Genomic DNA, 24,499 nt, shown 5'->3' with positions numbered 1-24,499 from the left:
GAAGGCGGACCCGGACGAACCCGAGCGGGCCCGGCGGCGTGAGGCGCGCCGCCGTACCGGCGCACGGCAGCTCGCGGCGGAACCGCCGGGTCGACGCGGCGGGTTCCGGTGCGGCGCCGACGCGGCGTCCCGGTGCGGGCTGCGGGGTTCGGTGCGGCTCAGGCGGCCGGCGGGGCGCGCGCGGCGAGCGGGCCACGCGGCGGGAGCGGCACGACCGGCGGCCGGGGCGCGGACGCGACCGGCTCCGGCACGACCGGGCCGGCCACGCGCGGGAGCGCGGCCGGGGCCAGGTCGTCCGGGCCGTCGGTGTAGCCGAGGCCGCCGCCGTGGTCGTGCCACGGCCCGGCGACAAGCTCCGACCAGGAGATTCCGGGGTACGGGGCACGCAGCGCGACAGCGCTCGTTCCGCTCGCCGAGGCGGTGGCCGCAGCGGGCGGCGCGGCCGATCCCAGTCCGGCCAGGACGAACGCCAGCGTGACGACGACGGCGATCAACCGGTCGCGAACGCGCATGGCACACCTGCCGGGCTCACAGACAGCGGAGACGCTCGATCGTCGCCGCGCACACGCTAGCAACCGCCTCCGGCGGCGGGCAACGGCCCGGCGTCCGGGTGCGTCAGTCGTGTGGACGACCGACGCGCCCGGACAGGCCGGGCCGGACCGGTCAGTGGAAGAAGTGCCGGGTGCCGGTCAGGTACATGGTGACGCCGGCCGCCTTGCAGGCCGCGATGGTCTCCTCGTCGCGGATCGAGCCGCCCGGCTGCACGATCGCCCGCACCCCGGCGTCGATGAGGATCTGCGGACCGTCGGCGAACGGGAAGAACGCGTCCGAGGCGCAGACCGAGCCGCGGGCCCGCTCGTCACCGGCCCGGCTGACGGCCAGCCGCGCCGAGTCCACCCGGTTCACCTGTCCCATGCCGACACCGACGGTGGCGCCGTCGCGGGCCAGCAGGATCGCGTTGCTCTTGACCGCGCGTACCGCCCGCCAGGCGAACGCCAGGTCACGCAGCGTCGCCTCGTCGGCCGGGTCGCCGGTGGCCAGCGTCCAGCCGGACGGGTCGTCGCCGGGTGCGTCGACCGCGTCCCGCGTCTGCACCAGCACGCCGCCGCTGACCTGCCGCCACTCCGCCGGCCGCACGGCGAACGCTGGCGCCCGCAGCAGGCGGAGGTTCTTCTTGGCCCGCAGCAGGTCCAGCGCGTCCTCGTCGAAGCCGGGCGCCACAAGCACCTCGGTGAAGATCTCCGCGACCTGACCGGCCAGCGCCGCGTCGACCGGCCGGTTCACCGCGATCACGCCGCCGAACGCGGAGACCGGGTCGCAGGCGTGCGCCCTGCGGTGCGCCTCGGCGACGTCCGCGCCCACAGCGATGCCGCACGGGTTGGCGTGCTTGATGATCGCCACCGCCGGCTGGTCCGGGAAGTCGTTGGCGGCCCGCCAGGCGGCGTCCGCGTCGACGTAGTTGTTGTAGGACATCTCCTTGCCGTGCAACTGCTCGGCCTGGGCCAGCCCGGCCGGCGCGCCCGGGTCGGTGTAGAGCGCCGCCGCCTGGTGCGGGTTCTCGCCGTACCGCAGCACCGCCTGGCGGCGCAACGCCAGCCCGGCGAACCGCGGCCAGCCGTCCTCGGCCGGCGACACGGTGGTGGCGAACCAGTCGGCCACCGCGACGTCGTAGTCGGCGATGTCGGCGAACGCACGGGCCGCCAGCGCCCGGCGCCGGGCCAGCGTGAACCCACCCTCGGCGAGCGCGTCCACCACCGCCGGGTACGCGGCCGGGTCGGTCACCACAGCCACCGAGGCGTGGTTCTTCGCCGCGGCCCGCACCATCGCCGGACCGCCGATGTCGATCTGCTCGACGCACTCGTCGGCGTCGGCGCCGGAGGCGACTGTGGCCTGGAACGGGTAGAGGTTGGAGACCAGCAGGTCGATGCCGGCGATGCCGTGCTCGTCGAGCTGGGCGGCGTGCGCGTCCTTGCGCAGGTCGGCGAGGAGGCCGCCGTGGATCTTCGGGTGCAGCGTCTTGACCCGCCCGTCGAGGATCTCCGGGGAGCCGGTGACCTGCTCGACCGGCGTCACCGGCACCCCCGCGCCGGCGATCGTCGAAGCGGTGCTCCCTGTCGACACGATCTCCACGCCGGCCTCGTGCAGGGCGCGGGCCAGCTCGGCCAGGCCGGTCTTGTCGTAGACGCTGACCAGCGCGCGCCGGATCGGGCGGCGGCCGGCGTCCTCAGTGGCGTTCACGGGATGGTGACCTTTCTGCCGGTGATCGTCCAACCTTCACGGACCAGGCGGCCGACCTGCTCGACGAGCTGGCGCCGCTCGGCGGACTTGATGCGCTCGGTGAGCGTGTCCTCGTCGTCGTCGTCGTGCACCGGCACGGCGACCTGGGCCACGATCGGGCCGGTGTCCATGCCGGCGTCGACGAAGAACAGGGTGGCCCCGGTGACCTTCACGCCGTACGCCAGCGCGTCGCGGGGGCCGTGGATGCCGGGGAACGCCGGCAGCAGCGTGTTGTGCGTGTTGAGGTAGCGGTCGCCGAACGCGGTCAGGAACTCCGGGCCGACCAGTTTGAGGAAGCCGGCGCTGATGACCAGGTCGGGCCGGTGCTCGGCGACCCGCGCGGTGAGCGCCTTGTCCCAGTCGGCGCGGGTGGGGTGGTCCTTGACGCGCTCGACGAAGGACGGCACACCCGCGGTGGCGGCCCGGTCCAGGCCGGCGATCCCGTCCCGGTCGGCGCCGACGGCGACCACCCGGGCGCCGTACCCGGGGTCGGCGGTGGCGTCCAGCAACGCCTGGAGGTTGCTGCCGGAGCCGGAGACGAGGACGACGAGGCGGGCGACGGACGCGGGCTCGGTCACCGGGTAACCCTATCGGGCAGGTCAGGCGGCTCGGCTGCGGGGCGGCAGCCCATCGGCTGACCTCGCCGGTGGCATGATCGCGGTACGCTGCCGGTCGCCCGGTGTCCGGTCTCGCGCCCGGCCCGCACCCCCACGTAGAACCCGGCACGCCGCGTGCCGTCGGACCGAGGAGTACTTCGCATGCAGCCCGGATACCCCCAGCAGCAGCCGCAGCAGATCGACAACAACATGACGATGTCCATCGTCGCGATCTTCCTGTTCTGGCCGCTCGCGATCCCGGCCATCATCAACGCGTCGAAGGTCAACCCGCTGATCCAGCAGGGTGACTACGCCGGCGCCCAGGCCGCCGCCGCCGAGTCCAAGAAGTGGTCCAAGTGGGCCCTCATCGTCGGCCTGGTCTGGATCGGCATCATCGTGGTGTGTTGCCTCTTCGGCGGCCTGGCCGGTCTCGTCAGTGGCAGCAGCACAAACTGACCGACAACCCGAACCGATCTGAGGAGCACCCAGACATGCAGCCCGGTTACCCCGGACAGGACCCGTACGGCCAGCAGCCGAACCAGGATCCGAACGCTCAGCCGCACGACCCGTACGCCCAGCCGCCGCAGGCCCCGCAGTACGGCCAGCAGCCGCAGTACGGGCAGCAGCCCACCTCGGGACAGCCGTACGGCCAGCCCACCTCGGGTCAGCCCGCCTACGGCCAGGACCCGTACGCGCAGCAGCAGCCGTACGGCGCCGCGCCGCAGTACCCGGGCGCCGGCTACCCGGCCGGACCGGGCCAGGCCCCGAACAACACGCTGGGCCTCGTGTCGATGATCCTCGGTATCGCCTCGATCCCGATGGTCTGCTGCTTCTACCTGGGCATCCCGCTCGGTATCGCCGCGGTCGTCACCGGCTACCTGGGCCGCCAGAAGGCCGCGCAGGGGCTCGCCAACAACGACGGTCAGGCCAAGACCGGTCTGATCTGCGGCGCGATCGGCGCCGGCCTGGGCATCGTCCTGATCATCCTGAGCGTGGTCGCCAACGTCAGCCTGCCGGCCCAGCCCTGATCGTCCCCCCGTCAGGGGCGTCCACCGACCGGTGGGCGCCCCTGACGCGTCTGTCGCCCTCGGTGACGACGACGGGTCGGCGGGCGCGGGTCAGCGTGCGGGGTGGCGGCGGGTCAGCGTGCGCGGGTCAGCGTGCGGGTGGCGGCGGCGCCGAGCACCGCGCCCACCCCGATGACCAGCGTGGCCACCGCTGCCACCGCCCACGGCGACGGGCCGATCTCGGCCAGCCGGCCGCCGCCGAGCGACCCGCCGGAGGCCGCCGCGAACAGCCCGAGCAGCGCGCCGGCGACCGGCCCGGCGAGCACGGCCGGCAGCAGCAGCGCCGGCCAGCCCACCTCGGACCGCTCCTCGGCCGCCGTGCGCAGCAGCCGCCGGGCCAGCAGCCAGCCGGCCGCCATCGCGGCCAGCAACGGCACGGCCAGCAACGCGCCACCCAGCCCGTCCATCGGCCCGCGCGGCAGGCCGGCCAGCAGCGGTACGGCCGGCAGCGCGCCGACGGAGACCTCGCTCGTGCGTACGGCGCTGTCGGTGCCGACCGCGAACCCGGGACCGAGCAGGTAGCTGGCCGACCAGGCGGTGGCGTTCGGCGCGTAGGCGAGGCTGACCAGGGTGACGCCCGCCTGACCGGCCACCCCGGTCTGGTACGCCCCGATCATGTCGGCCGCGTCGCCGCCACCGGTGGCCACCGCCAGCCCGGCCGCACCGGCGCCCGCGCCACACAGGAGCAGCGCCGCTACCAGTCCGGTACGCAGGCCGTCGCGCACCGGTGGTGGGCAGCGCGCGGCCAGCAGCGCCCAGGCGCCCGTGGTGCGCAGCGCGCCGACCAGCGCGCCCGCCACGCCGAACACGGCGAACGTGAGCGCGGCAGTGACCGGGGAGACCCGCAGGCCGCCCGCGTCGACAGCGAACGCGGCGAGCGCGCCGAGCAGCGCGTACCCGATGCCGACGGCGACCGCGACGGTGAGTGCCTGGCGCGGCGAGCCCGCCCCGCGCGCCCCGACGGCCCGGCTGACGTGCACCCCGGCGCGGGTGAGCCGCCAGACGGCGAGCGCGCTGAGCGCGAGCGGCGCCAGGCCCAGCGGCCCGGCGGTGGTCTGCAACGGGACCCCGTGGCCGAGCAGCCAGCCGGCCAGGCCGGCGCGCAACGCGCCGCCGAACGACCCGGCGTCCTCGCTGAGCTGGGCGAGGCCCAGCACCGCGGAGACCGGCAGCCAGGAGGTCAGCGCCGCCCAGAGCGCGGCCACCCCGGCGGCGACCGGCAGCGGGGCCCGGCTGCGTGGCTCCTCACCCGATCGGGGCGCGGGCACCCGCGCGGCCGGACGGGCGCGGCCGGGCGGCCGGACGCCGGCCGAGGGACCGGTGGCCGGACGGCGGGGCTGGTCAGGGGTGACGCGTGACATCGTGTCTACTCTGGCACGCCGCGCGAAGGACGGCAGTCCGATACCGGGTCGGCAGCGTGGCGAGTTCGCCGAACCCCGGCCGGGCGGCGGTGATCCGGTCTAGCCTCGGCCTCAGACGCGACCGTTCCCGTCGCGGCGCCGACCGCCCGGAGGAAGCCGTGCACGCTCCGTATCCGCCGCCACCGCCGCCACCGGCCGTCGGCCGCGACCGGACCACGCTCTGGGGCGTCCTCGGCATCGTCTTCGGCCTGTTCTGCTGCGGCATCCTGGGCATCGTCTTCGGCGCGCTGTCGATCCGCGACGCCCGGCGCAACCGCAGGTCGCAGTTGCTCGGCTGGCTGGGCGTCGCGTTCGGCGTGATCAACATCGTCGCCAGCGCCATCGTGCGCGCCCGAGGCAACTCGTACTACCCGTACTGGTACCGCTGAAGGGCCAGGGCCGGAAAGCCGATCTCCCGGGGCAGGTCCACCGGATTCCGATGGACCTGCCCCGGGAGTGTCTGACCCGGTGGGAGTCCCGTCAGTAGCTGACCACCACTCGGCTGACGTTGAGCGTGCCGCTGCTCTTGATGGTGAAGTGGTAATTGCCCTTGGCGACGTCGCCGAAGTAGAGGTAACCGTCACCGCCGACGCAGCTGATGGTGCCCCGCTTCACCTCGGTGTCCGGGCCCGTGGCCTCCCGATATACCGCGACCGTGGGGTTGTAGCTGCACTGACGGAACCAGATGTAGCCGTTTGTGGAATCCTTGTTGTTGTCGTACCAGGTACGCGACTCGAATCCACTCCCCGCCCCGCTGATGCTGCTCTCCCACGAGGCTTCGGCGTAGGCGGCGCTTGACACCCCGACCGCCGCCACCGTGCCGATCGCGATTCCGGCGAGTGCGAGCCGGGCGCTTTTCTTGTTCATCTCTTTCCCCTTCCGAGCCATGGACGAAGCCAGCGACTGGCGCCGGGACAGCAGGGGGAATTGCGTACGGTTTCCTTCGACGAACCAGTGCGCCGACCGTCGCGCGCCGATCGGAAAAGAGGTCGAAGGAATGACGCGTGCAGTTGCCGCTTTGAGCCCCCCGTGGGCCAACGCTGAGCGAGACGCTATCCGAGGTCAAGCAAGATAGTCAATACAGGACGCACGCGTGCGACCCTGTCGTATCGCTGGTGGATCTGCGCCGACAGGGGGCGGCCCCTGACACGCCGGCGGGGGGGTGCCGTCCCGACGCCCGTCGTGACCGATGGCCGACAAAGCGGTTGCCAGGCGCCGGAATTTGTCCTATTCCACGGCCCTTTTAGCTGCATTATCGAGCCAACCACCCCGGCACTCCCGCGCGACCAGGTGCTCGCGCCATCCCCTCCCCAACCTCGCCCGCCTGCCGGCCGCGGCTCGACGCCACGAACGTTGACCATTGACGGTATTGCTTGGCATCGGATAACGTCTCGCTCAGCGTTGGCCCACGGGGGGCTCAAAGCGGCAGATGTACGCATCAATCTCGCATGATCTCGAATCGACCGGTACGCACCGGTCTATTCGTTGACCCCCTCCCATCCGGGTGCCTTTCGCTGGCTTTTCCGTGGATCGGACCGAAGGGGAAAGAGATGAACAAGAGAAGCGCCAGGCTCGCACTCGCCGGAATCGCGATCGGCACGGTCGCGGCGGTCGGCGTGTCCGGCGCCGCCTACGCCGAAGCCTCGTGGAACAGCAGCATCAGCGGGGCGGGAAACGGATTCGAGTCGCGCACCTGGTACGACAACAACAAGGATTCCGTAAACGGATACGTGTACTTCTCGGGCTGCAACGCGAATCCGACAGTGGCGGTCTACCGGGAGGATCTGGGACCGGACACCGAGGTGAAGCGAGGCACCATCTACTGCCAGAACAGCAGTGGCTATCTCTACTTCGGGGATGTCGCCAAGGGCAACTACCACTTCACCATCAAGAGCACCGGCACCGGAACGCAGGGCCTCTCGGTCAGCTATGTCAGTGTAGTTTACTGACCAGCCGAGAGTTTCTGTCCGACCGCGGGCACGGCCTGGTGAGGACCGGACCCGTCGACGGCAGCGCGGATGCATCCGCGCTGCCGTCGCGGCGTTGGTGTCGGCGAAGGGCGGCTTCCCGGTCCGGCCCCCGTCGCAACATCCCGAACATTCCTGGGCCGGCACGGGCACCACAGAGGAGGCGCGCATGGCGCTGATCGCCGAGGACCTCAGCTTCTCCTACCGGTTCCGGGGGCAGCGGGTGATCGAGGATCTGACATGGCAGGTGCCCGCGGCCACGCGGACCATCCTGCTGGGGCCCAACGGCGCCGGCAAGAGCACGCTGCTGCGGCTGCTGGCCGGCATCCACCGACCACGCAAGGGCAGGGTCTTTGTCGCCGACGAGCAGGGACGGCGCACGGACGGCCGCGGCCTCCGCCGTCGGGTGGCCTGGATGCCCCAGGACGTCACCGCCATCCGAGGGCTCACCGTGCTCGAGCAGATCACCTACGCCGGCTGGCTCGGCGGGCTAAGGGAGTCCGAGGCCCGGCGACGGGCTCTGGCCGCCGTCGAGCAGGTGGCGCTCGCGGAGAAGTCGGCCGCGCGTGCCGAAACCCTCTCCGGCGGCCAGCTGCGGCGGCTCGGCCTGGCCGAAGCGCTGGTCCTTCAGGCGGACTTCCTGCTGCTGGACGAGCCCACCGCCGGTCTCGATCCGGTCCAGCGGGCCAATTTCCGCAGGGTCCTGCTCGACCTGCCGAGCTGCGGCCTGGTGGTCTCCACCCACCAGATCGATGACATCGCCGACGTGTTCGACCGGGTGGCGATGCTGGTGCGGGGAAAGGTCGTCTTCGACGGCTCGGAGGCCGAATTCCACGCGCTGAGCACAGACGGCAGCAACGGACGTACGTCGGCCGAGCAGGTCTTCGCCTCGCTCCTGCCCGGACTCGACCATTGAACCCGTTGGTCAGCCTCCGCTGGAGCCGAGGGCTGTTCGCGCTGCCGGTGCTGATGATCTCCGCGGTGGTGGTCGCCTACACCACCGCCTCCTCGGCCGTTGACGACTACCCGCTCCCGAGAGTCGCCGCCGCCCACCGCAGTCTCGTCCTGCTGTCGCCGTTGCTGGCGGCCTGGACCGCAGACCGCTCGCATGCCCTCCGAGGCTTCCTCCGCGCCCACGAACCGGTTCGGCGGCGGCCAGCCGCTTTGTTCCTGGCCCTCTGGCCGCTGTTCGCGGCCGCCGCACTCGCGCAACTCGTCGCTCTCGGGGCGGCTCGCGTCGTACCGTGGGATCCCCAGGCCGTCGGGATGACCGTCACCACCCTGGTCGCCCTACTGGCGAGCTTCGTGCTCGGTGCGGCAGCCGGCCAGGCGTTTCCCCGGGTCATCGCCCTCTCGGCGCCCGCCGTCGCGCTGTTCCTCTGGCATGTGGTGCCGGCCGGCGTCAGCCCGTACTGGCTGAGGTACGCGAATTCCACGTTCGTCACCTGCTGCACCCCGGAACAGCAACTCTCGACGCTGGTCTACCGGGCGTCGATCGGCGTCGCCGCCGTCTGGGCCCTGGGCGTTCTCATCCTGCTGGCGACCCGGCTCAAGGGCCGCCCGTTCAGTCTCGGCCTCGGCGTGGTGGTGGCGGTCGGCGTGGCTGCGGGTAGCGCACTCGTCGAGTCACCCGCTGGTGCCCTGACCGTTCAGGTTCGAGCCGAGCAGCCGGTCTGCGCGACGGAGAAGATCACGGTCTGCGTCTGGCCCGAACACGCCGATCAACTACCGGCCGAGGTCAGACTGTTCACGGCTGTCCGGGCCAGCCTGGAGAAGGCCGGCCTGAACATGCCGGACGCCTACAGCGAGTCGCCACTCCACCCGACCGGTGCGCTGCGCATTGAGGCGGCCTCCTACGCGACTGACGCGGATCGCCGGTTCACCGTCGCCACGGCGCTGCTGCCGGACCCGCAACGATGTGTGGTCGGCAGCGCCGAGGACGCCAAGGTGCACGGGGTGTACAACGGCGCTCTGCGCTGGTTGAGCCGGAAGTCAGGAATGACCGAGGCGGAGATCCAGTCCCGGCTGGGCCCGATCGACCCCTCCGACTCGACCATGAGCTCGGTGTTCGCCCTGCCCCCCGACGAGCAAAGACAGTGGTATCTGAAGCAGCGAGCCCTGCTCGACGCGAAATGCGGCGGATGATCGGCAGGTCAGATTGATGACGAACTGGTTGAAGACGCGCCGGGCCAAGATGATCTTTCTGTGGATCGCCGGGATGGCGGTGCTGTCAGCCCTCCTCGGCCAACGTGTCGTGGAGCTTCCCGCCGTGTTGGGCGGGGGGTCGAGTTCCACCCCCTGGGCGATCTTCCTGCCGTTGCCCGTGGTGATCGCACTGGCCCACGGTCTCTCGTCCCGGGCACGCGCGGTGGAGGCGGCGTGTCACAGGTCGATCGGCCGCTGGGACGCCGCACTCGTCGCCGGTACGGTGATGCTCTCGGCGCTCGCGCTCGGAGCCGCTGCTGTGGCCACGGACGGCATGCCTGCCCTGGCCGTCCGCAATCTGATGTTGCTGTCCGGCACCGCGGCCGTGCTGACCGCGCTGCATTCGGCCGAAGCCGGTGCCGGCGCGATCGCGCTGGTCGTCGTGCTCACCAACTCCATCGGTCCGAGCGTGCGCGGCTCGGGCCACCTCCGCGTGATGCAGGCTCCCGCCGACGACTTGTGGTCCTGGCTGCTGGCGTCGGCAGCGCTGCTGGCGGCGATCGCGCTTCTCGTCCGGGATCCTCGACCGACGCGCCACGTCGGACGATGAACGAGTGCGGGGGCGGCCCGATGGGCCGCCCCCGCACTCACTGTTGCCATTGTCCTAGCGGCCGGACATGAGCTCCCGCATCAGGTTGGCGGTCTCGGTCGGGGTCTTGCCGACCTTGACGCCCACCGCCTCCAGCGCGGCCTTCTTGGCGTCGGCGGTGCCCGCCGAGCCCGAGATGATCGCGCCGGCGTGGCCCATGGTCTTGCCGGGCGGGGCGGTAAAGCCGGCGATGTAGCCGACCACCGGCTTGGTGACGTTGGCCTTGATGAACTCGGCCGCCCGCTCCTCGGCGTCGCCGCCGATCTCGCCGATCATGACGATCGCGTCGGTCTCCGGGTCCGCCTCGAAGGCGGCCAGGGCGTCGATGTGGGTGGTGCCGATGATCGGGTCACCGCCGATGCCGACGCAGGTGGAGAAGCCGATGTCGCGCAGCTCGTACATCATCTGGTAGGTCAGCGTGCCGCTCTTGCTGACCAGGCCGATCCGGCCGGAGCCGGTGATGTCGGCCGGGATGATGCCGGCGTTCGACGCGCCCGGCGAGGCGATGCCCGGGCAGTTCGGGCCGATGATCCGGGTCCGCTCGCCCTTGGACTTGTTGTACGCCCAGAACGCGGCGGTGTCGTGCACCGGCACGCCCTCGGTGATCACCACGGCCAGGTCGATGCCGGCGTCGATCGCCTCGACCACGGCGGCCTTGGTGAACTGCGGCGGTACGAAGATGACAGTGACGTCCGCGCCGGTCTCCTTCATCGCGTCCGCGACGGAGGCGAAGACGGGCAGCTCGGTGCCGTCGAAGTCGACTGTGGTGCCGGCCTTGCGCGGGTTCACGCCGCCGACCACGTTGGTGCCGGCGGCGAGCATCCGCCGGGTGTGCTTGGAACCCTCGGAACCGGTCATCCCCTGCACGATGACCTTGGAGTCCTTGGTCAGCCAGATAGCCATTGTCAGACCCCCGCAGCTGCCAGCTCGGCGGCCCGCTCGGCCGCGCCGTCCATGGTGTCGACCCGCTGGATCAGCGGGTTGGCCGCGCCATCGAGGATCGCCCGGCCGGCCTCGGCGTTGTTGCCGTCGAGGCGCACGACGAGCGGCTTGGTGGCCTTCTCGCCGCGCTGCTCCAGCAGCGCCAGCGCCTGCACGATGCCGTTGGCGACGGCGTCGCAGGCGGTGATGCCGCCGAAGACGTTGACGAAGACGCTCTTGACCGACGGGTCGGACAGCACGATCTCCAGCCCGTTCGCCATCACCTCGGCGCTCGCGCCGCCGCCGATGTCGAGGAAGTTGGCCGGCTTGACGCCGCCGTGCCGCTCGCCCGCGTACGCGACCACGTCGAGCGTGGACATGACCAGGCCCGCGCCGTTGCCGATGATGCCGACCTCGCCGTCGAGCTTGACGTAGTTGAGGTCCTTGGCCTTGGCGGCCTGCTCCAGCGGGTCCACCGACGCCTGGTCGACAAGGGCCTCGTGGTCCGGGTGCCGGAACGCGGCGTTCTCGTCCAGGGTGACCTTGGCGTCCAGGAGCAGCAGCTTGCCGTCCTTGGTGGTGGCCAGCGGGTTCACCTCGACGAGCGTGGCGTCCTCGGCGACGAACGCCTGCCACAGCTTGACCGCGACGTCGACGACCTGGTCGGCGATCTCGGCCGGGAAGCCGGCCGCGGTGACGATCTCCCGGGCCTTCGCCTCGTCGACGCCGGTGTTGGCGTCGATGGGCGCCTTGACGACCCGATCCGGGGTCTCGGCCGCCACCTGCTCGATGTCCATACCGCCGGCCACGCTGGCGATGCAGAGGAAGGTGCGGTTCGCCCGGTCGAGCAGGTAAGAGAAGTAGTACTCCTCGGCCACGTCCGCGGTCACGGTGATCATGACCTTGTGGACGGTGTGACCCTTGATGTCCATGCCGAGGATGTCGGTGGCCCGGGCCACCGTCTCCTCCGCGCCCTCGGCCAGCTTCACGCCGCCGGCCTTGCCGCGGCCACCGACCTTCACCTGCGCCTTGACGACCACCCGGCCGCCGAGGCGTTCGGCGATCGCGCGGGCCTCCTCCGGGGTAGTGGCGACGCCGCCGGCGAGCACGGGCAAGCCGTGCCGCTCGAACAGGTCCCGCCCCTGGTACTCGTACAGGTCCACGTTTGCGCGTCCCGTCCCGTCTCCGCGGCGCGCCGTCGCGCCGCCACCAGCTTCGGAAAATCAGTTTGACGCCTGTCATCAGATGAGACAGGCCATTTGCCGCAGCCTAACGAGATGGGAACGGGCGGCAACCGAGCGGGTGCGCGGTGTGCGGTAATGCACAGGCCGGGCCCGGCCGGTCCGGTCACCGCCGCGCCGGCGCGGGCGGGCGTCAGCCGTACGGGGGATGTCCGGACCGGGGCGTAACCGCCCGTCGGGGGCGTCGTTGAGTGTGATGTCGGCGTGCTGGTGAAGCGCGACGACGGGAGCGGCCGATGCCCTGTCGGTCGAGGGGTGGCGGCGGGGCATCGTGCATAGAGGGGCCGGGCGTGTGAGGGGTGCGTCCGGCCCCTCCCCCGTGCCCGGAGCCGGGAACGCGGGGGCCGCGGACCGGCGGGTCAGCCGACCGGCTGGGCGACGTTCTCCCGCACCCACCCGACGATCGACCCGGTGGTCGCACCCGGGGTGAAGATCTTCGCGACGCCGAGCCGCTCCAGCTCCGGGATGTCGGCCTCGGGGATGATGCCGCCGCCGAACACCACGATGTCGGTGGCGTCGCGCTCGGCGAACAGCTCCACGACGCGCTTGAACAGCGTCATGTGCGCGCCGGAGAGCACCGACAGGCCGACCGCGTCCGCGTCCTCCTGGATGGCGGTCTCGACGATCTGCTCGGGCGTCTGGTGCAGGCCGGTGTAGATGACCTCCATGCCCGCGTCACGCAGGGCGCGGGCGACCACCTTCGCCCCACGGTCGTGGCCGTCCAGGCCGGGCTTCGCGACGACGACCCGGATACGAGAGCTCATCTGCGCACACCTTTCACCGGCACTCCTGACCTGAACGAACGGTAACCCGCCCGGACGGGAGGCGGGAAGCCGGGCCTGATCCGTCCCACAACCGGTCCCGCCCCTCTACTGCCCGGGCTCGCATGCGGAAAGCCGGACACCTCCGCCGTTCGGTCACTGTCCGCGACGAATGGGCAGTCGGCAGGCCATCCGACCGGCGGCACGAGATATAACAAGGCCGGATAGATTTGGACATAACGAATCGGCATTTCGGCGCTTCGGCTTGTGACAGGAGTGGCGGTTGGCTAACGTGTCCACGGTTGTCATCAAGTCCACGGACGGGTGACGACGCGACACCGGAGATTCAACCGAGCTTCACCGAGCGGTCCGGAGTCGCATCGGATCCCCGACAACGGAGGGTGTGCGTGCGCCAGCGCCTGTCGTCTGAGCCCGATCGATATCGCGGCCGCCGCCGCGTACCCACCCCCCCGCGGAGCCGCTACGCCGCGGTGGTCACCACCGCGTTCGTCGGTGCCGGCATCGTCGCCATCGGCGCGAACGCCCTCCCCGACGCCAAGAGCGTCAACCCGTCGGTCCTCGACGAGCTGCGGCAGGCCTCGGTCGCCAGCCAGGACGCCGCCGACCGCGGCAAGAGCGCGGACACCGCCTCCCGCTCCGACCGCTCCGACAGCAAGGCCGCCGAGCAGGACCCCTGGCTCCTGCCTCTGCACGGCTACGACTTCAAGTCCCCCTACGGCATGCGCTGGGGCAAGCTGCACACCGGCGTCGACCTGGTCGCCCCGGAGGGCACGCCCTACAAGGCGATCCACGCCGGAACCGTCACCAAGGCCGGCTGGTTCGGCGGCTACGGCTACGCCGTCATCGTCGAGCACGCCGACGGCAGCGAGGCCATCTACGGCCACTCCTCCGCCGTGACGGTCAAGGAAGGCCAGGAGGTGAAGGCCGGCGACCAGCTCGGCCTGGTCGGCAACACCGGCCACTCCTACGGCTCCCACCTGCACCTCGAGATCCATGTCAAGGGCCAGCCGCAGGACCCGGTGGCATACCTGAAGGATCGCGGAGTGAACATTCAGCTCGAACTCGAAGAGTTCTACAGCGACGCAGCCGCTTCCTGACGCTCCGTAACGCCTCTTAACCGCCCGGACCGCACGGTCCGGGCGGTTTCGTCTGTGCCGATGTCTCCCACGTCACATCCGCGAGTGTGAGCGGGACCACGCCGGTCGAAGATCGTCTCTTCGACCGAACCGGTCGCGCGGCGGGAAACCGGACGCGCCGCGACGACCCGTGCCACCGCCTCCGCACCCCCGATACCCGCTGCGAGCTGCGCCGACACCAGTATTTCGAGGTCACGTGCCCCTCGAACCGATGAAGGATCCCGTGCAGCACAGCAGCCCCACCCCGGACAACGCTCCCGCCCGGCACCGGCGCCCCGCCCGGCGTGCCGTCTACGTGGTCACCGGCGCGGTGGCCCTGCTCGGCCTCGGCATCGGAGGCGTGGTCGTCACCACCGCCCCGTCCGACCCGAGGCCGGCCGCCGTCGACCTCGGCGTAGCGGCCCGCGCCGACGACGCCGCCCGCGCCGACCGCTCGGCCCGTGAGCCGGTCACCCCGTCCGCCGTACCGGCCAGCCCGTCGCCGAGCCCGAGCGCGAGCGCGACCACCCCGGCACCGAAGAAGACGGCGGCCGCGAAGCCGAAGCCGAAGCCCAAGAAGACGACAGCGGCGAAGAAGCCGACCTGGGTCATCCCGATGAAGGGTGCCGCCGTCACGTCCTGCTACGGGCCCCGCTGGGGCACCCAGCACGCCGGCATCGACTTCGCCATGCCGGCCGGCACGCCGATCCACGCCGCCGCGGCGGGCACCGTGGTCAAGGCCGGTGACGTGGGCGACGGGTACGGCATCTCGGTCTTCATCGACCACCACAACGGCTACCTGACCCACTACGCCCACCAGAGCCGGCTCGCCGTCGGCGTGGGCGACAAGGTCACCGCCGGCCAGGTCATCGGCTACGAGGGCTCCACCGGCGACTCCACCGGCCCGCACCTGCACTTCGAGGTGCACCAGGGCGCGATGTGGAGCCAGATCGACCCGGCGCCGTTCCTGCGTGCCCGGGGCATCAGCGTGGCCTGCTGACGCGGGTGATCCATCGGCGTGGCCGAGCCGGAGACGGCTCGGCCACGCCTTCGTTTCGTCAGGGGGTCACCCGGGTGGCCGGGCTGTCCCCGGGCAGGCCCGACATGTCCGTCTCGACCGGCGGCACCGGAGTGGCGCCGAGGGCGCTGCCGTCGGTGGCGTACGCGGTGAGGGTGGCCGGCTGGTCCGGCGGTACCCGCGTGGTGCCCGCCTTCGACGCGTCGAGCGCGACGGCGACCGGAGGTGCGCCGCCGACCGTGACCGTGACCCGGGCCGCGTCCGGCGGGGCGATCACCCGCACCTGGCCGGTGGGCGGACGGGTGCCGTCGTCGGCCCGGATCCGCCAGCCGATCGGCCGCCGGTCGGCCCCCTCGGCCGGCAGCAGCAGCCGCAGGTCGGTCCCCCAGCCGGTGCGGTGGTCGCCGCGCATCGCGTACGCGATCACCCCGCCGCCTGCGGGCTGCACGGTGAGCAGCGCGGCAGGCCGGCCACCCTCGGTGCCCGACCACAGCACCCGTACCGTCGTCCCGGCCACCGGAAGGCGGCTGTCGAGGAGCGCCCATCCGGCGACGTCGCGCAGGTCGGCGTCGGCCATCGGCGTGCCTCGGGCGCCCCGCCGGGCGGCGGTGAGCAGGACGTCCATCTCCCGCCCGGTCGGGTCGATCCCGGCGTACGGGCCGCCGCCCAGACCGCCCTGGAAGAGCACATGGTTGTCGCCGCCGACCCGGACGACGGGTTCGTGCCGCAGCGGCCCGGGAGGCAGGACGGCGAACCCGGCCCCGCTGCCGTCTGCCCGCGCGATGTCCTCGTACTCCAGCGTTCCCCTCGTCGTGTACCGGGGGTCGCCACTGATCGTCACAGTCGAGCCCGGGGGCCCGACGACGACCGCGAACCCGCCCCCGTCCGGACCGGCCTGCATCAGCGTCATGACCGGGTCGTCGGCGGCCTCGCTGTGACCGGCGTAGCGCATCTGCGCGGCGTCGGCCCCGGCCGGGCCCGCGTACCAGACCAGCGTCTCCTTGGTGAGCAGGCCGAACCGCAGCGGCACCGCCACCAGTGCGACCCGGCGGCCCGGCCGGTCACTGCCGTAGAGCAGACGAATCCGGTCGCGATCCCCGACCTTCCAGAAGCCGTCCGCCTTCGAGCCGCCCAGTGCGGTGGGGCGGCCCATCGCCGGATCGGCGCTGATCCGCTCCCGTAACGTGTCCAGCCAGGCCCGGTCGCCGGCGAGCGCGCCCCGGGGCGGCGCGTCGAGCAGCGCCGCCGGGGCGGCGGCGACAGCGATGCCGGGCGCCCAGCCCGGGAGGGGCACCACGTTGGCCTGGACCCCGACGAGCGCGGCCACGACCGCTGCCACAGCCGCCCGGATCAGCCGGTTGCGCCGATGCCGTCGCTCGCGCCGGGCGAACCCCGGCCACGGGTCCTCGGGTACGCCGACACCGTGCGCGGCCTGGCACAGCGCGGGACCGAGCGTCGAACGGGCGAAGTTCTCGGTCATGCCGGATCCTCCTGGAGCCGTACCGGGGACGCAGGGGCGGGCGGGGCGAACTCGACCCGCAGCCGGGCCAGCCCGCGCGACGCCTGGCTCTTCACCGAGCCGACGGAGCAGCCGAGAACCCGAGCGGTGTCCGCCTCACTGAGGTCCTCGAAGTAGCGCAGCACCAGAACCGCCTGGGTCCTGGGCGGCAGCCGGCGCAGCGCGGTGAGCAGCAACCGTCGCTGCTCCACCTGCGCGTACTCGTCCGGCGTCAGTGTGGTGTCGGAGGCCAGCAGCGGCACCTCCAGCGGCCGACGCCGCCGTCGCCAGGAGATCGCCGTGTTGACCATCACCCGGCGTACGTAGACCTCGGGCGCATCCCGGCGCAGTACCCTTCCCCAGCGCCGATGGGTCTTCTCCAGCGCAGACTGCACCAGGTCCTCGGCCGTCCCCCGGTCGCCGGTCAGCAGGTAGGCCGCCCGGAGCAGCCTCACCCACTGTTCCTGTACGAACAGCCGGAACTGTTCGTCGTCCTCGTCGCGACTCACGCCACCTCCAGGTCGCATCCGTCTCGCGTCCACGAGCGGACGCAGAGGAAGACGCGAACGGAGACCTGCGGGGTTGAGTGCCGTCGGGCTACGAACGCCCAGCGCTCAGAGCTTGTCGATCGGGGCGTGCCGCAGCACCAGCCACATGGTCTGGTCGCCGAAGTCGATCTGCGCCCGGGCGCCCGGCCCGGCCCCCTCCACCGCCAGCACCCGGCCCAGGCCGTACCGCTGGTGGTTGACCCGGTCGCCGGCCGAGACCTTCGGGGCCTGCTTCAGCTCGCTGGCGGTGGCCAGGCGGCTCGCGTCCACGCCCAGCCGCTTGGCCAGCTCGGTCGCCTTGGGCGTGCCACCGGCGAAGCCGCCGCGGCCGAGCCGGTCCGCCCGGCCGCCGACGCCGCCGCCCCCGCCACCCCACGAGGTGTACGACCCCTCGGTGCGCTCCCAGCGGACCAGCTCCGGCGGCAGCTCCTCAAGGAACCGTGACGGCGGGTTGTACGCGGGCGCGCCCCAGGCCGACCGGGTCACCGCGCGGGACAGGTAGAGGCGCTGGCGGGCCCGGGTGATGCCCACGTACGCCAGCCGCCGCTCCTCCTCCAGCTCGCGCGTGTCGCCGAGCGAGCGCAGGTGCGGGAAGACGCCGTCCTCCAGGCCGGTCAGGAAGACCACCGGGAACTCCAGCCCCTTCGCGGTGTGCAGGGTCATGAGGGTGACCACGCCCTGATGGTCCGGGTCGTCGGACGGGATCTGGTCGGCGTCGGCGACGAGCGCCACCTGCTCCAGGAAACCGGCCAGGGTGGCCCGCTCGTCGTCGGCGCCGAGCGCCTCGATCCGCTCGGTGTACTCCCGGGCGACGCTCACCAGTTCCTGGAGGTTGTCCACCCGGCCGGCGTCCTGCGGGTCGAGGCTCTCCTCCAGCTCGGCCAGGTAGCCCGAGCGGGTCAGCACCGCCTCCAGCACCTCCTCCGGGGTGCCGGTGCCGGCCAGCTCCCGCGCCGCGTCGAGCAGCGCGACGAACTCGGCGATGCCGTTCGCCGCCCGGGTGGAGATGCCCGGCGCGTCCTTGGCCCGGCGCAGCGCGGCGCCGAAGGAGATGCGGTCCCGCGCGGCCAGCGCCTCCACGCACGCCTCGGCCCGCTCGCCGATGCCCCGGCGCGGGGTGTTGAGGATCCGGCGCAGGCTGACCGTGTCGTCGTCGTTCACCACGGCACGCAGGTAGGCGAGCGCGTCGCGGACCTCCTTGCGCTCGTAGAAGCGCACCCCGCCGACCACTTTGTAGGGCAGGCCGACCCGGATGAACACCTCCTCGAACACCCGGGACATGGCGTTCGTGCGGTAGAAGACCGCCACGTCGCCCGGGCGGGTCTCGCCGTCGTCGACCAGCCGGTCGATCTCCCGCGCCACCCAGTCGGCCTCGGCGTGCTCGGTGTCGGCGACGTACCCGACGATCTGCTCGCCGGACCCGGCGTCGCTCCACAGCCGCTTCGGCTTGCGGGAGGTGTTGCGGTCGATCACCGCGTTCGCGGCGTTGAGAATGGTCTGGGTGGAGCGGTAGTTCTGCTCCAGCAGGATCGTGCGGGCGTCGGTGAAGTCCCGCTCGAACTCCAGGATGTTGCGGATGGTCGCGCCCCGGAACGCGTAGATTGACTGGTCGGCGTCGCCGACCACGCACAGCTCGGCCGGCGGGATCCCCTCGGTCCCGGAGACCAGCTCCTTGATCAGCACGTACTGGGCGTGGTTGGTGTCCTGGTATTCGTCGACGAGCACGTGCCGGAACCGGCGCCGGTAGCTCTCCGCCACGTGCGGGTGCGACTGGAGCAGGTGCACCGTCGTCATGATCAGGTCGTCGAAGTCCAGCGCGTGTGCCTCGCGCAGCCGCCGCTGGTAGAGCGTGTACGCCTCGGCCAGCGCCCGCTCGTTGGGCCCCTTGGCCCGGCCGGCGAACTCCTCCGGGTCGACCAGCTCGTTCTTCAGGTTCGACACCTGTGCGGCCAGACCCCGGGCCGGGTAGCGCTTCGGGTCCAGATCCAGCTCGCGGGCGACCATCTGCATCAACCGGCGCGAGTCGTCCGCGTCGTAGATCGAGAACGTCGACTTCAGGCCGGCGTGCTCGTGCTCGGCCCGCAGGATGCGTACGCAGGCCGAGTGGAACGTCGAGACCCACATGAGCCGGGCACGCGGGCCGACCAGCGCGGCCACCCGCTCCTTCATCTCACCGGCGGCCTTGTTCGTGAACGTGATCGCGATGATCTCGCCGGGATGCGCGTCGCGGGCGGCGAGCAGGTAGGCGATCCGGTTGGTGAGCACCCGGGTCTTGCCGGAGCCGGCACCGGCCACGATCAGCAGCGGAGAGCCGGCGTGGGTCACGGCGTCCCGCTGAGGGCCGTTCAGGCCGTCGAGGAGGGCGCCCGGGTCCGGCCCGGGGCCCCCGGGACGGCGCGACGGGGTCGGCCGGGACTCCGGCGCGGGTGGGGACGCGGGAATGTCGAAGAGAGGATGCATCGCAGCCCGAGTCTATGCCGCCCGGCGGACACTTCCCCGCCCGCGCCGCCGGTCGGCGCACACCGGCACGTCTCACCTGTTGGTGCGTCTTCTTGCGCGCCCGCCCGGGTGGTCGGCATACTCGACGCGTGTTCGATCAGCGCTTCTCCTTTTACTACGGCACCGGGAGTCCGGCAGCCGTGGGTCGCGCCTGATCACTGACCTACGAAACGCCCCGGGCTCCCCAGAGCCCGGGGCGTTTTTCGTTCCGGGATCCGGGTACCGGGCCCGAGCCCCGAGAGGGACGACGATGATGACTGACGTGGTGGAGCCCAGCGGCAGCCTGGCGCGGCACGACCGGCCGGCCGGCGGCGACCCGACCGGGGCCGCCGCGGCCCGGACCGGCACCGACGACACGGCGGCGGCGGAACGGATCGGCGAGATCCGGCGGCGGATCGACGAGATCGACCGTACGCTCATCGCGCTCTGGCAGGAGCGGGCCGCGCTCTCCCAGGAGGTCGGCGCGACCCGGATGGCGTCCGGCGGCACCCGGCTGGTGCTCTCCCGCGAGCGGGAGATCCTGGAGCGGTTCCGGGCCGAGCTCGGCGCCGACGGCACGCAGCTCGCGCTCCTGCTGCTGCGCGCCGGCCGCGGCCCGCTGTGACGGCCGCGCGGACGCCGTGACGGCCGTGGAGACGACGAACCGCCTGCCGGCGTCGAGTTGACGCCGGCAGGCGGTCCGGAACGGATCAGGCCACCTCGTGGGTGACGACGATCTCCCGCTTCTCCGCGAAGTGGCAGGCGCTCGGGTGGTCCGAGCCCGGCCGGATCTCCAGCAGCGGCACCTCCTGGGCGCAGACGTCCTGCGCCTTCCAGCACCGCGTGCGGAACCGGCAGCCCGAGGGCGGGCTGACCGGCGACGGCACGTCGCCCTGGAGCCGGATGATCGCCTTGCTCTCCCGCACGGTCGGGTCCGGCACCGGCACCGCCGACAGCAGAGCCTGGGTGTACGGGTGGGTCGGCCGCTCGTAGATCTCGTCCTCGGTGCCGATCTCCACCATCTTGCCCAGGTACATCACGGCGACCCGGTCGGACAGGTGCCGCACCACGGACAGGTCGTGGGCGATGAAGACGTACGACAACCCGAACTCGGCCTGGAGCTTCTCCAGCAGGTTCATCACCTGGGCCTGGATCGAGACGTCCAGGGCCGACACCGGCTCGTCGCAGACGATCACCTCGGGCCGCAGCGCCAGCGCCCGGGCGATGCCGATGCGCTGCCGCTGACCGCCGGAGAACTGGTGCGGGTACCTGTTGATGTGCTCCGGGTTGAGGCCGACCAGGTCGAGCAGCTCCTTGACCTTGCTGCGCCGGCTGCCGCGCGGGGCCACCTCGGGGTGGATCTCGAACGGCTCGCCGATCAGGTCACCCACTGTCATCCGGGGATTCAGCGAGGTGTACGGGTCCTGCATCACGAGCTGGATCTGCCGGCGCAGTCGCCGCAGCGCGCCGCCGGAGAGCTTCGAGATGTCCTGGCCCTTGTAGAGGACCTGACCGGAGGTCGGCTTCTCCAGGTTCATCAGCACCCGGGCGAGCGTCGACTTGCCGCAGCCGGACTCGCCGACCACGCCGAGCGTCTCGCCGGCCTTGAGTTCGAAGGAGACGCCGTCGACGGCCTTGACCTGGCCGATGGTCTTCTTGAACACCACGCCCCGGGTCACCGGGTAGTGCTTGACCAGGTCACGAACCTCGATGATGTTCTCAGTCACGGTTCACCAGCTCCTCGGCGAAGTGGCAGGCGCTGGCCCGGCCGTTGCCCAGTTGCAGCAGCGGCGGGACCTTCTCCCGGCACACCGGCTGCGCCATCGGGCAACGCGGGTTGAACGCGCAGCCCGGCGGAATGTTCATCAGGTTCGGCGGGAGGCCCTTGATGGTGCGGAGCTCCTGGCCCTTCTCGTCCATCCGGGGGATCGAGTTGAGCAGGCCCAGCGTGTACGGGTGCGCCGGCTTGCGGTACAGCTCGTAGACGTCGGCTTCCTCGACGATCCGGCCGGCGTACATGACCGCGATCCGGTCCGCGACGTCGGCGACCACGCCGAGGTCGTGGGTGATCAGGATCATGCCCATCTGCCGCTCGCGCTGCAGTTCGCCGAGCAGGTCCATGATCTGGGCCTGCACCGTCACGTCCAGCGCGGTGGTCGGCTCGTCGGCGATCAGCACCTCGGGGTCCAGCGCCAGCGACATGGCGATCATGGCGCGCTGCCGCATACCGCCGGAGAACTGGTGCGGGTAGTTGCTGAACCGGCCCTTGGCGTTGGGGATCTTCACCTGGTCGAGCATCTCGATCGCGCGCTTCTTGGCGTCCGAGCGGCTCATGCCGCGCCGGACGCGGAACTGCTCGGCGATCTGGAAGCCGACCGTGAAAACCGGGTTGAGGGCGGAGAGCGAGTCCTGGAAGATCATGGCGATGCCCTCGCCACGGATCCGTCGCCGCTGCTCGGCGGACTGCTTGAGCATGTCCTTGCCGTGGAAGCGGACCTCGCCGCCGGTGACGAACCCGGGCGGGGTGTCCAGGATGCCCATGATGGTCTGCGCGGTGACGCTCTTGCCGGAGCCGGACTCGCCGAGCACGGCGAGGGTCTCCCCCGCGTCGACGTGGTACGTGACTCCGTTGATGACCTTGGCGACGCCGTCCCGGGTGCGGAACTCCACCCGAAGGTCGTCGACCTCGAGCAGGCGGCCCGAGGGGCGGCCGGATCCGTCGGCGCCCGGCGCGGACTGCTCGGACACGAGAATGTCGGACAACTCAGTTCCCCTATCGGAGCTTCGGGTCGAGGGCCTCGCGGACCGCCTCGCCGAGCATGACGAAGCTCAGCACGGCGGTGACGAGGAACGCGGCGGGGAAGAACAGCAGGAACGGCGAGACCCGGATGTAGTTCTGCGCCTCGCTGATCATGATGCCCCAGGAAACCACCGGGTTCTTCAGGCCGATGCCGAGGAACGAGAGCGTGGCCTCCGCGCCGATGAACGAGCCCACCAGGATCGTGCCGTAGACCAGCAGCGGCGCCAGGCAGTTCGGCAGCAGGTGCTTGAGGATGATCCGGCCGGTGCTCGCGCCCAGGGCACGGGCCGCGACGATGTAGTCGGCCTCCTTGGTGGAGAGCACCGAGGAGCGCATCAGCCGCATCACCACCGGCCAGGTCAGCACGCTCAGGGACAGGATCACCAGGCCCATGATCGTCCACTCGCCGTTGTCGGTGCCGGACCCGTTGAACGTGGTCAGGATGACGATCGAGCCGAGCACGAACGGCAGGCCGAAGAAGATGTCCGCGATCCGGGACAGCACCGCGTCCACCCAGCCGCCGCGGTAGCCGGCGATGATGCCCATGGCGCCACCGACGAACAGCGTCAGGAGGGTGGAGACCACAGCGACCACGATCGAGGCGCGGGCGCCGTAGATGACCCGGGCGTAGACGTCGCGGCCCTGCACGTCGTAGCCGAACCAGGCGGAGGAGGACGGCTCGACCCGGCTGCGCTCCAGCGCGCCGTTCACCGCGTCGCCGGAGGTGAACAGCGACGGGACGGCGGCCATCAGGATGAACAGCAGGATGAACGTCGCCGAGATCCAGAACAGCGGCTTGCGACGCAGGTCGATCCAGGCGTCGCCGAGCAGGCCACGGGGCTTCTGCTGCTTGGCGCTCTCGGGCAGACCGGCGTCGGTGGGTGCGCCCGACCCGGCCTCGGTGGGCATGGTCGCGGGCGGCGTCGTCACGATCGACGCGGAACTCGGGTCACTCATGCCCGCACCTCGTTGCGCTCGGCGCGGGCGTGGTTACCCGCGCAGACTGCTGGGACGATTCGTTCGCTGCGGCGGTCACTCATAGCGGATCCTCGGGTCGAGGGCGGCGTAGAGCAGGTCGACCACCAGGTTCATGACGAGATAGACAAGCACCAACACCACCACGATCCCCACAACGGTAGCGCTCTCCTTCGTGACGATCGAGCGGAGCACCTGCCGGCCGATGCCGTTGATGCCGAAGATGCCCTCGGTCACGATCGCGCCACCCATCAGCGCACCGAGGTCGGTGCCGAGCAGGGTGACCACCGGGATGAGCGAGTTGCGCAGCAGGTGCACGCCGACCACGCGGCGCATGGGCAGGCCCTTGGCGATCGCGGTACGGACGTAGTCGGCACGCCGGTTCTCGGCGATGCTCGTCCGGGCCACCCGCGCCACGTACGCCATCGACGCGCTGCCGAGCACGAACCCGGGCACGATCAGTTCGCTGAACCGCATCTCGTTGGAGACGGTCGGGTTGATGATGCCCCACTTGACGCCGAGCAGCCACTGAAGCACGAAGCCGATGACGAAGACCGGCAGGGCGATCAGGAAGAGCGTGGAGACCAGGACCAGGTTGTCCAGGAAGCCGTTGCGCCGCAGACCGGTCAGGATGCCCGCACCGAGACCGATCACGGCCTCGATGGTGAGGGCGACCACCGCCAGCTTCAGGGTGTTCGGGTACGACGTGGCGATGATGTCGCTGATCTCGCGACCGCTGAACGTGATACCGAAGTCACCCTGCAGAAGGTTCTTCATGTAGCTGGCGTACTGCACCCAGATCGAGTCGTCGAGATGGTACTTCTCGACCATCATGGCCCGGTAGTTCGGCGGGCAACCGCGGTCGCCGCACTTGCCGGCGAAGGGGTCACCGGGCACTGACCAGACGAGCCAGTAGATCAGGAACGTCGTGCCGATGAACACCGGTACGAGTTGCAGCAGCCGTCTCAAGAGATAACGGCCCATGGGGTGGTCCTCCAGACAGGGAGCGCCGGGTAGGCCGG

At 71.4% G+C, this 24,499-nt stretch carries 25 protein-coding genes; 10 read left to right on the top strand and 15 right to left on the bottom strand.

What is annotated here, in order from left to right:
- Window positions 1–158: 158 nt before the first annotated feature.
- The 3 genes from ACGFIA_RS12400 to purN all read right to left on the bottom strand — a co-directional run bounded on the left by ACGFIA_RS12400 (window position 159) and on the right by purN (window position 2,855).
- Window positions 159–512, bottom strand: coding sequence for a hypothetical protein (locus tag ACGFIA_RS12400; protein ID WP_357388805.1), 354 nt, complete (start codon window positions 510–512; stop codon window positions 159–161).
- A gap of 151 nt (window positions 513–663) precedes the next feature.
- The gene (gene purH, locus ACGFIA_RS12395) at window positions 664–2,238 is read right to left on the bottom strand and encodes a bifunctional phosphoribosylaminoimidazolecarboxamide formyltransferase/IMP cyclohydrolase (protein WP_393259834.1); all 1,575 of its coding nucleotides are present in this window, start codon (window positions 2,236–2,238) and stop codon (window positions 664–666) included.
- On the bottom strand, window positions 2,235–2,855 hold the full coding sequence (purN, locus tag ACGFIA_RS12390; RefSeq protein ID WP_357388809.1) for a phosphoribosylglycinamide formyltransferase: 621 nt from the start codon (window positions 2,853–2,855) through the stop codon (window positions 2,235–2,237). Before purN ends, purH begins: the two co-directional genes overlap by 4 nt.
- 180 nt (window positions 2,856–3,035) lie before the next feature.
- Here purN and ACGFIA_RS12385 point away from each other — a divergent pair, with 180 nt between their 5' ends.
- Both ACGFIA_RS12385 and ACGFIA_RS12380 read left to right on the top strand, forming a co-directional pair.
- Complete coding sequence (locus tag ACGFIA_RS12385) at window positions 3,036–3,329, top strand: CD225/dispanin family protein (protein WP_357388811.1); 294 nt, start codon at window positions 3,036–3,038, stop codon at window positions 3,327–3,329.
- Between the two features lie 35 nt (window positions 3,330–3,364).
- The gene (locus ACGFIA_RS12380) at window positions 3,365–3,901 is read left to right on the top strand and encodes a DUF4190 domain-containing protein (protein WP_357388813.1); all 537 of its coding nucleotides are present in this window, start codon (window positions 3,365–3,367) and stop codon (window positions 3,899–3,901) included.
- A 113-nt stretch (window positions 3,902–4,014) separates the two neighbouring features.
- Here the strand turns inward: ACGFIA_RS12380 and ACGFIA_RS12375 are convergent, their stop codons facing one another.
- Window positions 4,015–5,301, bottom strand: coding sequence for a DUF6350 family protein (locus ACGFIA_RS12375; protein ID WP_357388815.1), 1,287 nt, complete (start codon window positions 5,299–5,301; stop codon window positions 4,015–4,017).
- Between the two features lie 158 nt (window positions 5,302–5,459).
- Here ACGFIA_RS12375 and ACGFIA_RS12370 point away from each other — a divergent pair, with 158 nt between their 5' ends.
- Window positions 5,460–5,729, top strand: coding sequence for a DUF4190 domain-containing protein (locus tag ACGFIA_RS12370; RefSeq protein ID WP_357388817.1), 270 nt, complete (start codon window positions 5,460–5,462; stop codon window positions 5,727–5,729).
- A 91-nt stretch (window positions 5,730–5,820) separates the two neighbouring features.
- On the opposite strand, the gene ACGFIA_RS12365 is transcribed toward ACGFIA_RS12370, so the two are convergent.
- Window positions 5,821–6,207, bottom strand: a complete 387-nt coding sequence (locus ACGFIA_RS12365; protein WP_357388819.1) for a hypothetical protein — start codon at window positions 6,205–6,207, stop codon at window positions 5,821–5,823.
- Between the two features lie 683 nt (window positions 6,208–6,890).
- On the opposite strand from ACGFIA_RS12365, the gene ACGFIA_RS12360 reads away from it, so the two are divergent.
- The 4 genes from ACGFIA_RS12360 to ACGFIA_RS12345 all read left to right on the top strand — a co-directional run bounded on the left by ACGFIA_RS12360 (window position 6,891) and on the right by ACGFIA_RS12345 (window position 10,062).
- On the top strand, window positions 6,891–7,289 hold the full coding sequence (locus ACGFIA_RS12360) for a hypothetical protein (RefSeq protein ID WP_357388821.1): 399 nt from the start codon (window positions 6,891–6,893) through the stop codon (window positions 7,287–7,289).
- 187 nt (window positions 7,290–7,476) lie between these two features.
- The gene (locus ACGFIA_RS12355; protein WP_357388823.1) at window positions 7,477–8,223 is read left to right on the top strand and encodes an ABC transporter ATP-binding protein; all 747 of its coding nucleotides are present in this window, start codon (window positions 7,477–7,479) and stop codon (window positions 8,221–8,223) included.
- A 65-nt stretch (window positions 8,224–8,288) separates the two neighbouring features.
- Window positions 8,289–9,452, top strand: a complete 1,164-nt coding sequence (locus tag ACGFIA_RS12350) for a hypothetical protein (RefSeq protein ID WP_393259828.1) — start codon at window positions 8,289–8,291, stop codon at window positions 9,450–9,452.
- A gap of 16 nt (window positions 9,453–9,468) precedes the next feature.
- On the top strand, window positions 9,469–10,062 hold the full coding sequence (locus ACGFIA_RS12345) for a hypothetical protein (RefSeq protein WP_357388827.1): 594 nt from the start codon (window positions 9,469–9,471) through the stop codon (window positions 10,060–10,062).
- Window positions 10,063–10,116: 54 nt separating this feature from the next.
- Here ACGFIA_RS12345 and sucD read toward each other — a convergent pair whose 3' ends face one another.
- The 3 genes from sucD to ACGFIA_RS12330 form a co-directional block, all read right to left on the bottom strand.
- Window positions 10,117–11,004, bottom strand: a complete 888-nt coding sequence (gene sucD / locus ACGFIA_RS12340) for a succinate--CoA ligase subunit alpha (protein WP_210896349.1) — start codon at window positions 11,002–11,004, stop codon at window positions 10,117–10,119.
- Between the two features lie 2 nt (window positions 11,005–11,006).
- The gene (gene sucC, locus ACGFIA_RS12335; protein WP_210896351.1) at window positions 11,007–12,185 is read right to left on the bottom strand and encodes an ADP-forming succinate--CoA ligase subunit beta; all 1,179 of its coding nucleotides are present in this window, start codon (window positions 12,183–12,185) and stop codon (window positions 11,007–11,009) included.
- Between the two features lie 437 nt (window positions 12,186–12,622).
- Window positions 12,623–13,027 (bottom strand): cobalamin B12-binding domain-containing protein, encoded by a 405-nt coding sequence (locus ACGFIA_RS12330; protein WP_357388830.1) that lies wholly within the window; start codon window positions 13,025–13,027, stop codon window positions 12,623–12,625.
- A 404-nt stretch (window positions 13,028–13,431) separates the two neighbouring features.
- Here ACGFIA_RS12330 and ACGFIA_RS12325 point away from each other — a divergent pair, with 404 nt between their 5' ends.
- Both ACGFIA_RS12325 and ACGFIA_RS12320 read left to right on the top strand, forming a co-directional pair.
- Window positions 13,432–14,142: a M23 family metallopeptidase gene (locus ACGFIA_RS12325; RefSeq protein WP_357388832.1), complete on the top strand. Its 711-nt coding sequence runs from the start codon at window positions 13,432–13,434 to the stop codon at window positions 14,140–14,142.
- Between the two features lie 250 nt (window positions 14,143–14,392).
- On the top strand, window positions 14,393–15,160 hold the full coding sequence (locus tag ACGFIA_RS12320) for a M23 family metallopeptidase (protein ID WP_357479947.1): 768 nt from the start codon (window positions 14,393–14,395) through the stop codon (window positions 15,158–15,160).
- A gap of 58 nt (window positions 15,161–15,218) precedes the next feature.
- Here ACGFIA_RS12320 and ACGFIA_RS12315 read toward each other — a convergent pair whose 3' ends face one another.
- From ACGFIA_RS12315 to pcrA, 3 genes are all read right to left on the bottom strand, one after another.
- Window positions 15,219–16,658, bottom strand: a complete 1,440-nt coding sequence (locus ACGFIA_RS12315; protein ID WP_357388836.1) for a hypothetical protein — start codon at window positions 16,656–16,658, stop codon at window positions 15,219–15,221.
- Window positions 16,655–17,185, bottom strand: coding sequence for a SigE family RNA polymerase sigma factor (locus ACGFIA_RS12310; protein WP_357388838.1), 531 nt, complete (start codon window positions 17,183–17,185; stop codon window positions 16,655–16,657). Before ACGFIA_RS12310 ends, ACGFIA_RS12315 begins: the two co-directional genes overlap by 4 nt.
- A 105-nt stretch (window positions 17,186–17,290) precedes the next feature.
- Window positions 17,291–19,684, bottom strand: coding sequence for a DNA helicase PcrA (pcrA, locus tag ACGFIA_RS12305; RefSeq protein WP_357388840.1), 2,394 nt, complete (start codon window positions 19,682–19,684; stop codon window positions 17,291–17,293).
- Between the two features lie 289 nt (window positions 19,685–19,973).
- Between pcrA and ACGFIA_RS12300 the strand changes: the two genes are divergently transcribed.
- A complete protein-coding gene (locus tag ACGFIA_RS12300) occupies window positions 19,974–20,327 on the top strand; it encodes a chorismate mutase (protein WP_357388842.1) in 354 nt (117 codons plus the stop codon).
- Between the two features lie 85 nt (window positions 20,328–20,412).
- Here the strand turns inward: ACGFIA_RS12300 and ACGFIA_RS12295 are convergent, their stop codons facing one another.
- The 4 genes from ACGFIA_RS12295 to ACGFIA_RS12280 all read right to left on the bottom strand — a co-directional run bounded on the left by ACGFIA_RS12295 (window position 20,413) and on the right by ACGFIA_RS12280 (window position 24,461).
- Entirely contained in the window at window positions 20,413–21,429 is a 1,017-nt protein-coding gene (locus ACGFIA_RS12295; protein WP_357388844.1) for a dipeptide ABC transporter ATP-binding protein, read from the bottom strand.
- Entirely contained in the window at window positions 21,422–22,450 is a 1,029-nt protein-coding gene (locus ACGFIA_RS12290) for an ABC transporter ATP-binding protein (protein WP_357388887.1), read from the bottom strand. Before ACGFIA_RS12290 ends, ACGFIA_RS12295 begins: the two co-directional genes overlap by 8 nt.
- Before the next feature lie 25 nt (window positions 22,451–22,475).
- On the bottom strand, window positions 22,476–23,459 hold the full coding sequence (locus ACGFIA_RS12285; protein ID WP_357388846.1) for an ABC transporter permease: 984 nt from the start codon (window positions 23,457–23,459) through the stop codon (window positions 22,476–22,478).
- A gap of 75 nt (window positions 23,460–23,534) precedes the next feature.
- Window positions 23,535–24,461 (bottom strand): ABC transporter permease, encoded by a 927-nt coding sequence (locus ACGFIA_RS12280; protein ID WP_357388848.1) that lies wholly within the window; start codon window positions 24,459–24,461, stop codon window positions 23,535–23,537.
- Window positions 24,462–24,499 lie beyond the last annotated feature (38 nt).

Source organism: Micromonospora sp. NPDC049203, from assembly GCF_043197215.1.
In the GTDB taxonomy this organism is placed as follows: domain Bacteria; phylum Actinomycetota; class Actinomycetes; order Mycobacteriales; family Micromonosporaceae; genus Micromonospora.
This window is presented reverse-complemented; position numbering and strand designations above follow the sequence as displayed.

Coding starts and splice junctions, on each gene's coding strand:
- ACGFIA_RS12400 (WP_357388805.1), bottom strand. CDS start 512: ATGCGCGTTCGCGACCGGTTGATCGCCGTCGTCGTCACGCTGGCGTTC.
- ACGFIA_RS12385 (WP_357388811.1), top strand. CDS start 3,036: ATGCAGCCCGGATACCCCCAGCAGCAGCCGCAGCAGATCGACAACAAC.
- ACGFIA_RS12380 (WP_357388813.1), top strand. CDS start 3,365: ATGCAGCCCGGTTACCCCGGACAGGACCCGTACGGCCAGCAGCCGAAC.
- ACGFIA_RS12375 (WP_357388815.1), bottom strand. CDS start 5,301: ATGTCACGCGTCACCCCTGACCAGCCCCGCCGTCCGGCCACCGGTCCC.
- ACGFIA_RS12365 (WP_357388819.1), bottom strand. CDS start 6,207: ATGAACAAGAAAAGCGCCCGGCTCGCACTCGCCGGAATCGCGATCGGC.
- ACGFIA_RS12360 (WP_357388821.1), top strand. CDS start 6,891: ATGAACAAGAGAAGCGCCAGGCTCGCACTCGCCGGAATCGCGATCGGC.
- ACGFIA_RS12355 (WP_357388823.1), top strand. CDS start 7,477: ATGGCGCTGATCGCCGAGGACCTCAGCTTCTCCTACCGGTTCCGGGGG.
- ACGFIA_RS12345 (WP_357388827.1), top strand. CDS start 9,469: ATGACGAACTGGTTGAAGACGCGCCGGGCCAAGATGATCTTTCTGTGG.
- sucD (WP_210896349.1), bottom strand. CDS start 11,004: ATGGCTATCTGGCTGACCAAGGACTCCAAGGTCATCGTGCAGGGGATG.
- ACGFIA_RS12330 (WP_357388830.1), bottom strand. CDS start 13,027: ATGAGCTCTCGTATCCGGGTCGTCGTCGCGAAGCCCGGCCTGGACGGC.
- ACGFIA_RS12320 (WP_357479947.1), top strand. CDS start 14,393: ATGAAGGATCCCGTGCAGCACAGCAGCCCCACCCCGGACAACGCTCCC.
- ACGFIA_RS12315 (WP_357388836.1), bottom strand. CDS start 16,658: ATGACCGAGAACTTCGCCCGTTCGACGCTCGGTCCCGCGCTGTGCCAG.
- pcrA (WP_357388840.1), bottom strand. CDS start 19,684: ATGCATCCTCTCTTCGACATTCCCGCGTCCCCACCCGCGCCGGAGTCC.
- ACGFIA_RS12300 (WP_357388842.1), top strand. CDS start 19,974: ATGATGACTGACGTGGTGGAGCCCAGCGGCAGCCTGGCGCGGCACGAC.
- ACGFIA_RS12285 (WP_357388846.1), bottom strand. CDS start 23,459: ATGAGTGACCCGAGTTCCGCGTCGATCGTGACGACGCCGCCCGCGACC.
- ACGFIA_RS12280 (WP_357388848.1), bottom strand. CDS start 24,461: ATGGGCCGTTATCTCTTGAGACGGCTGCTGCAACTCGTACCGGTGTTC.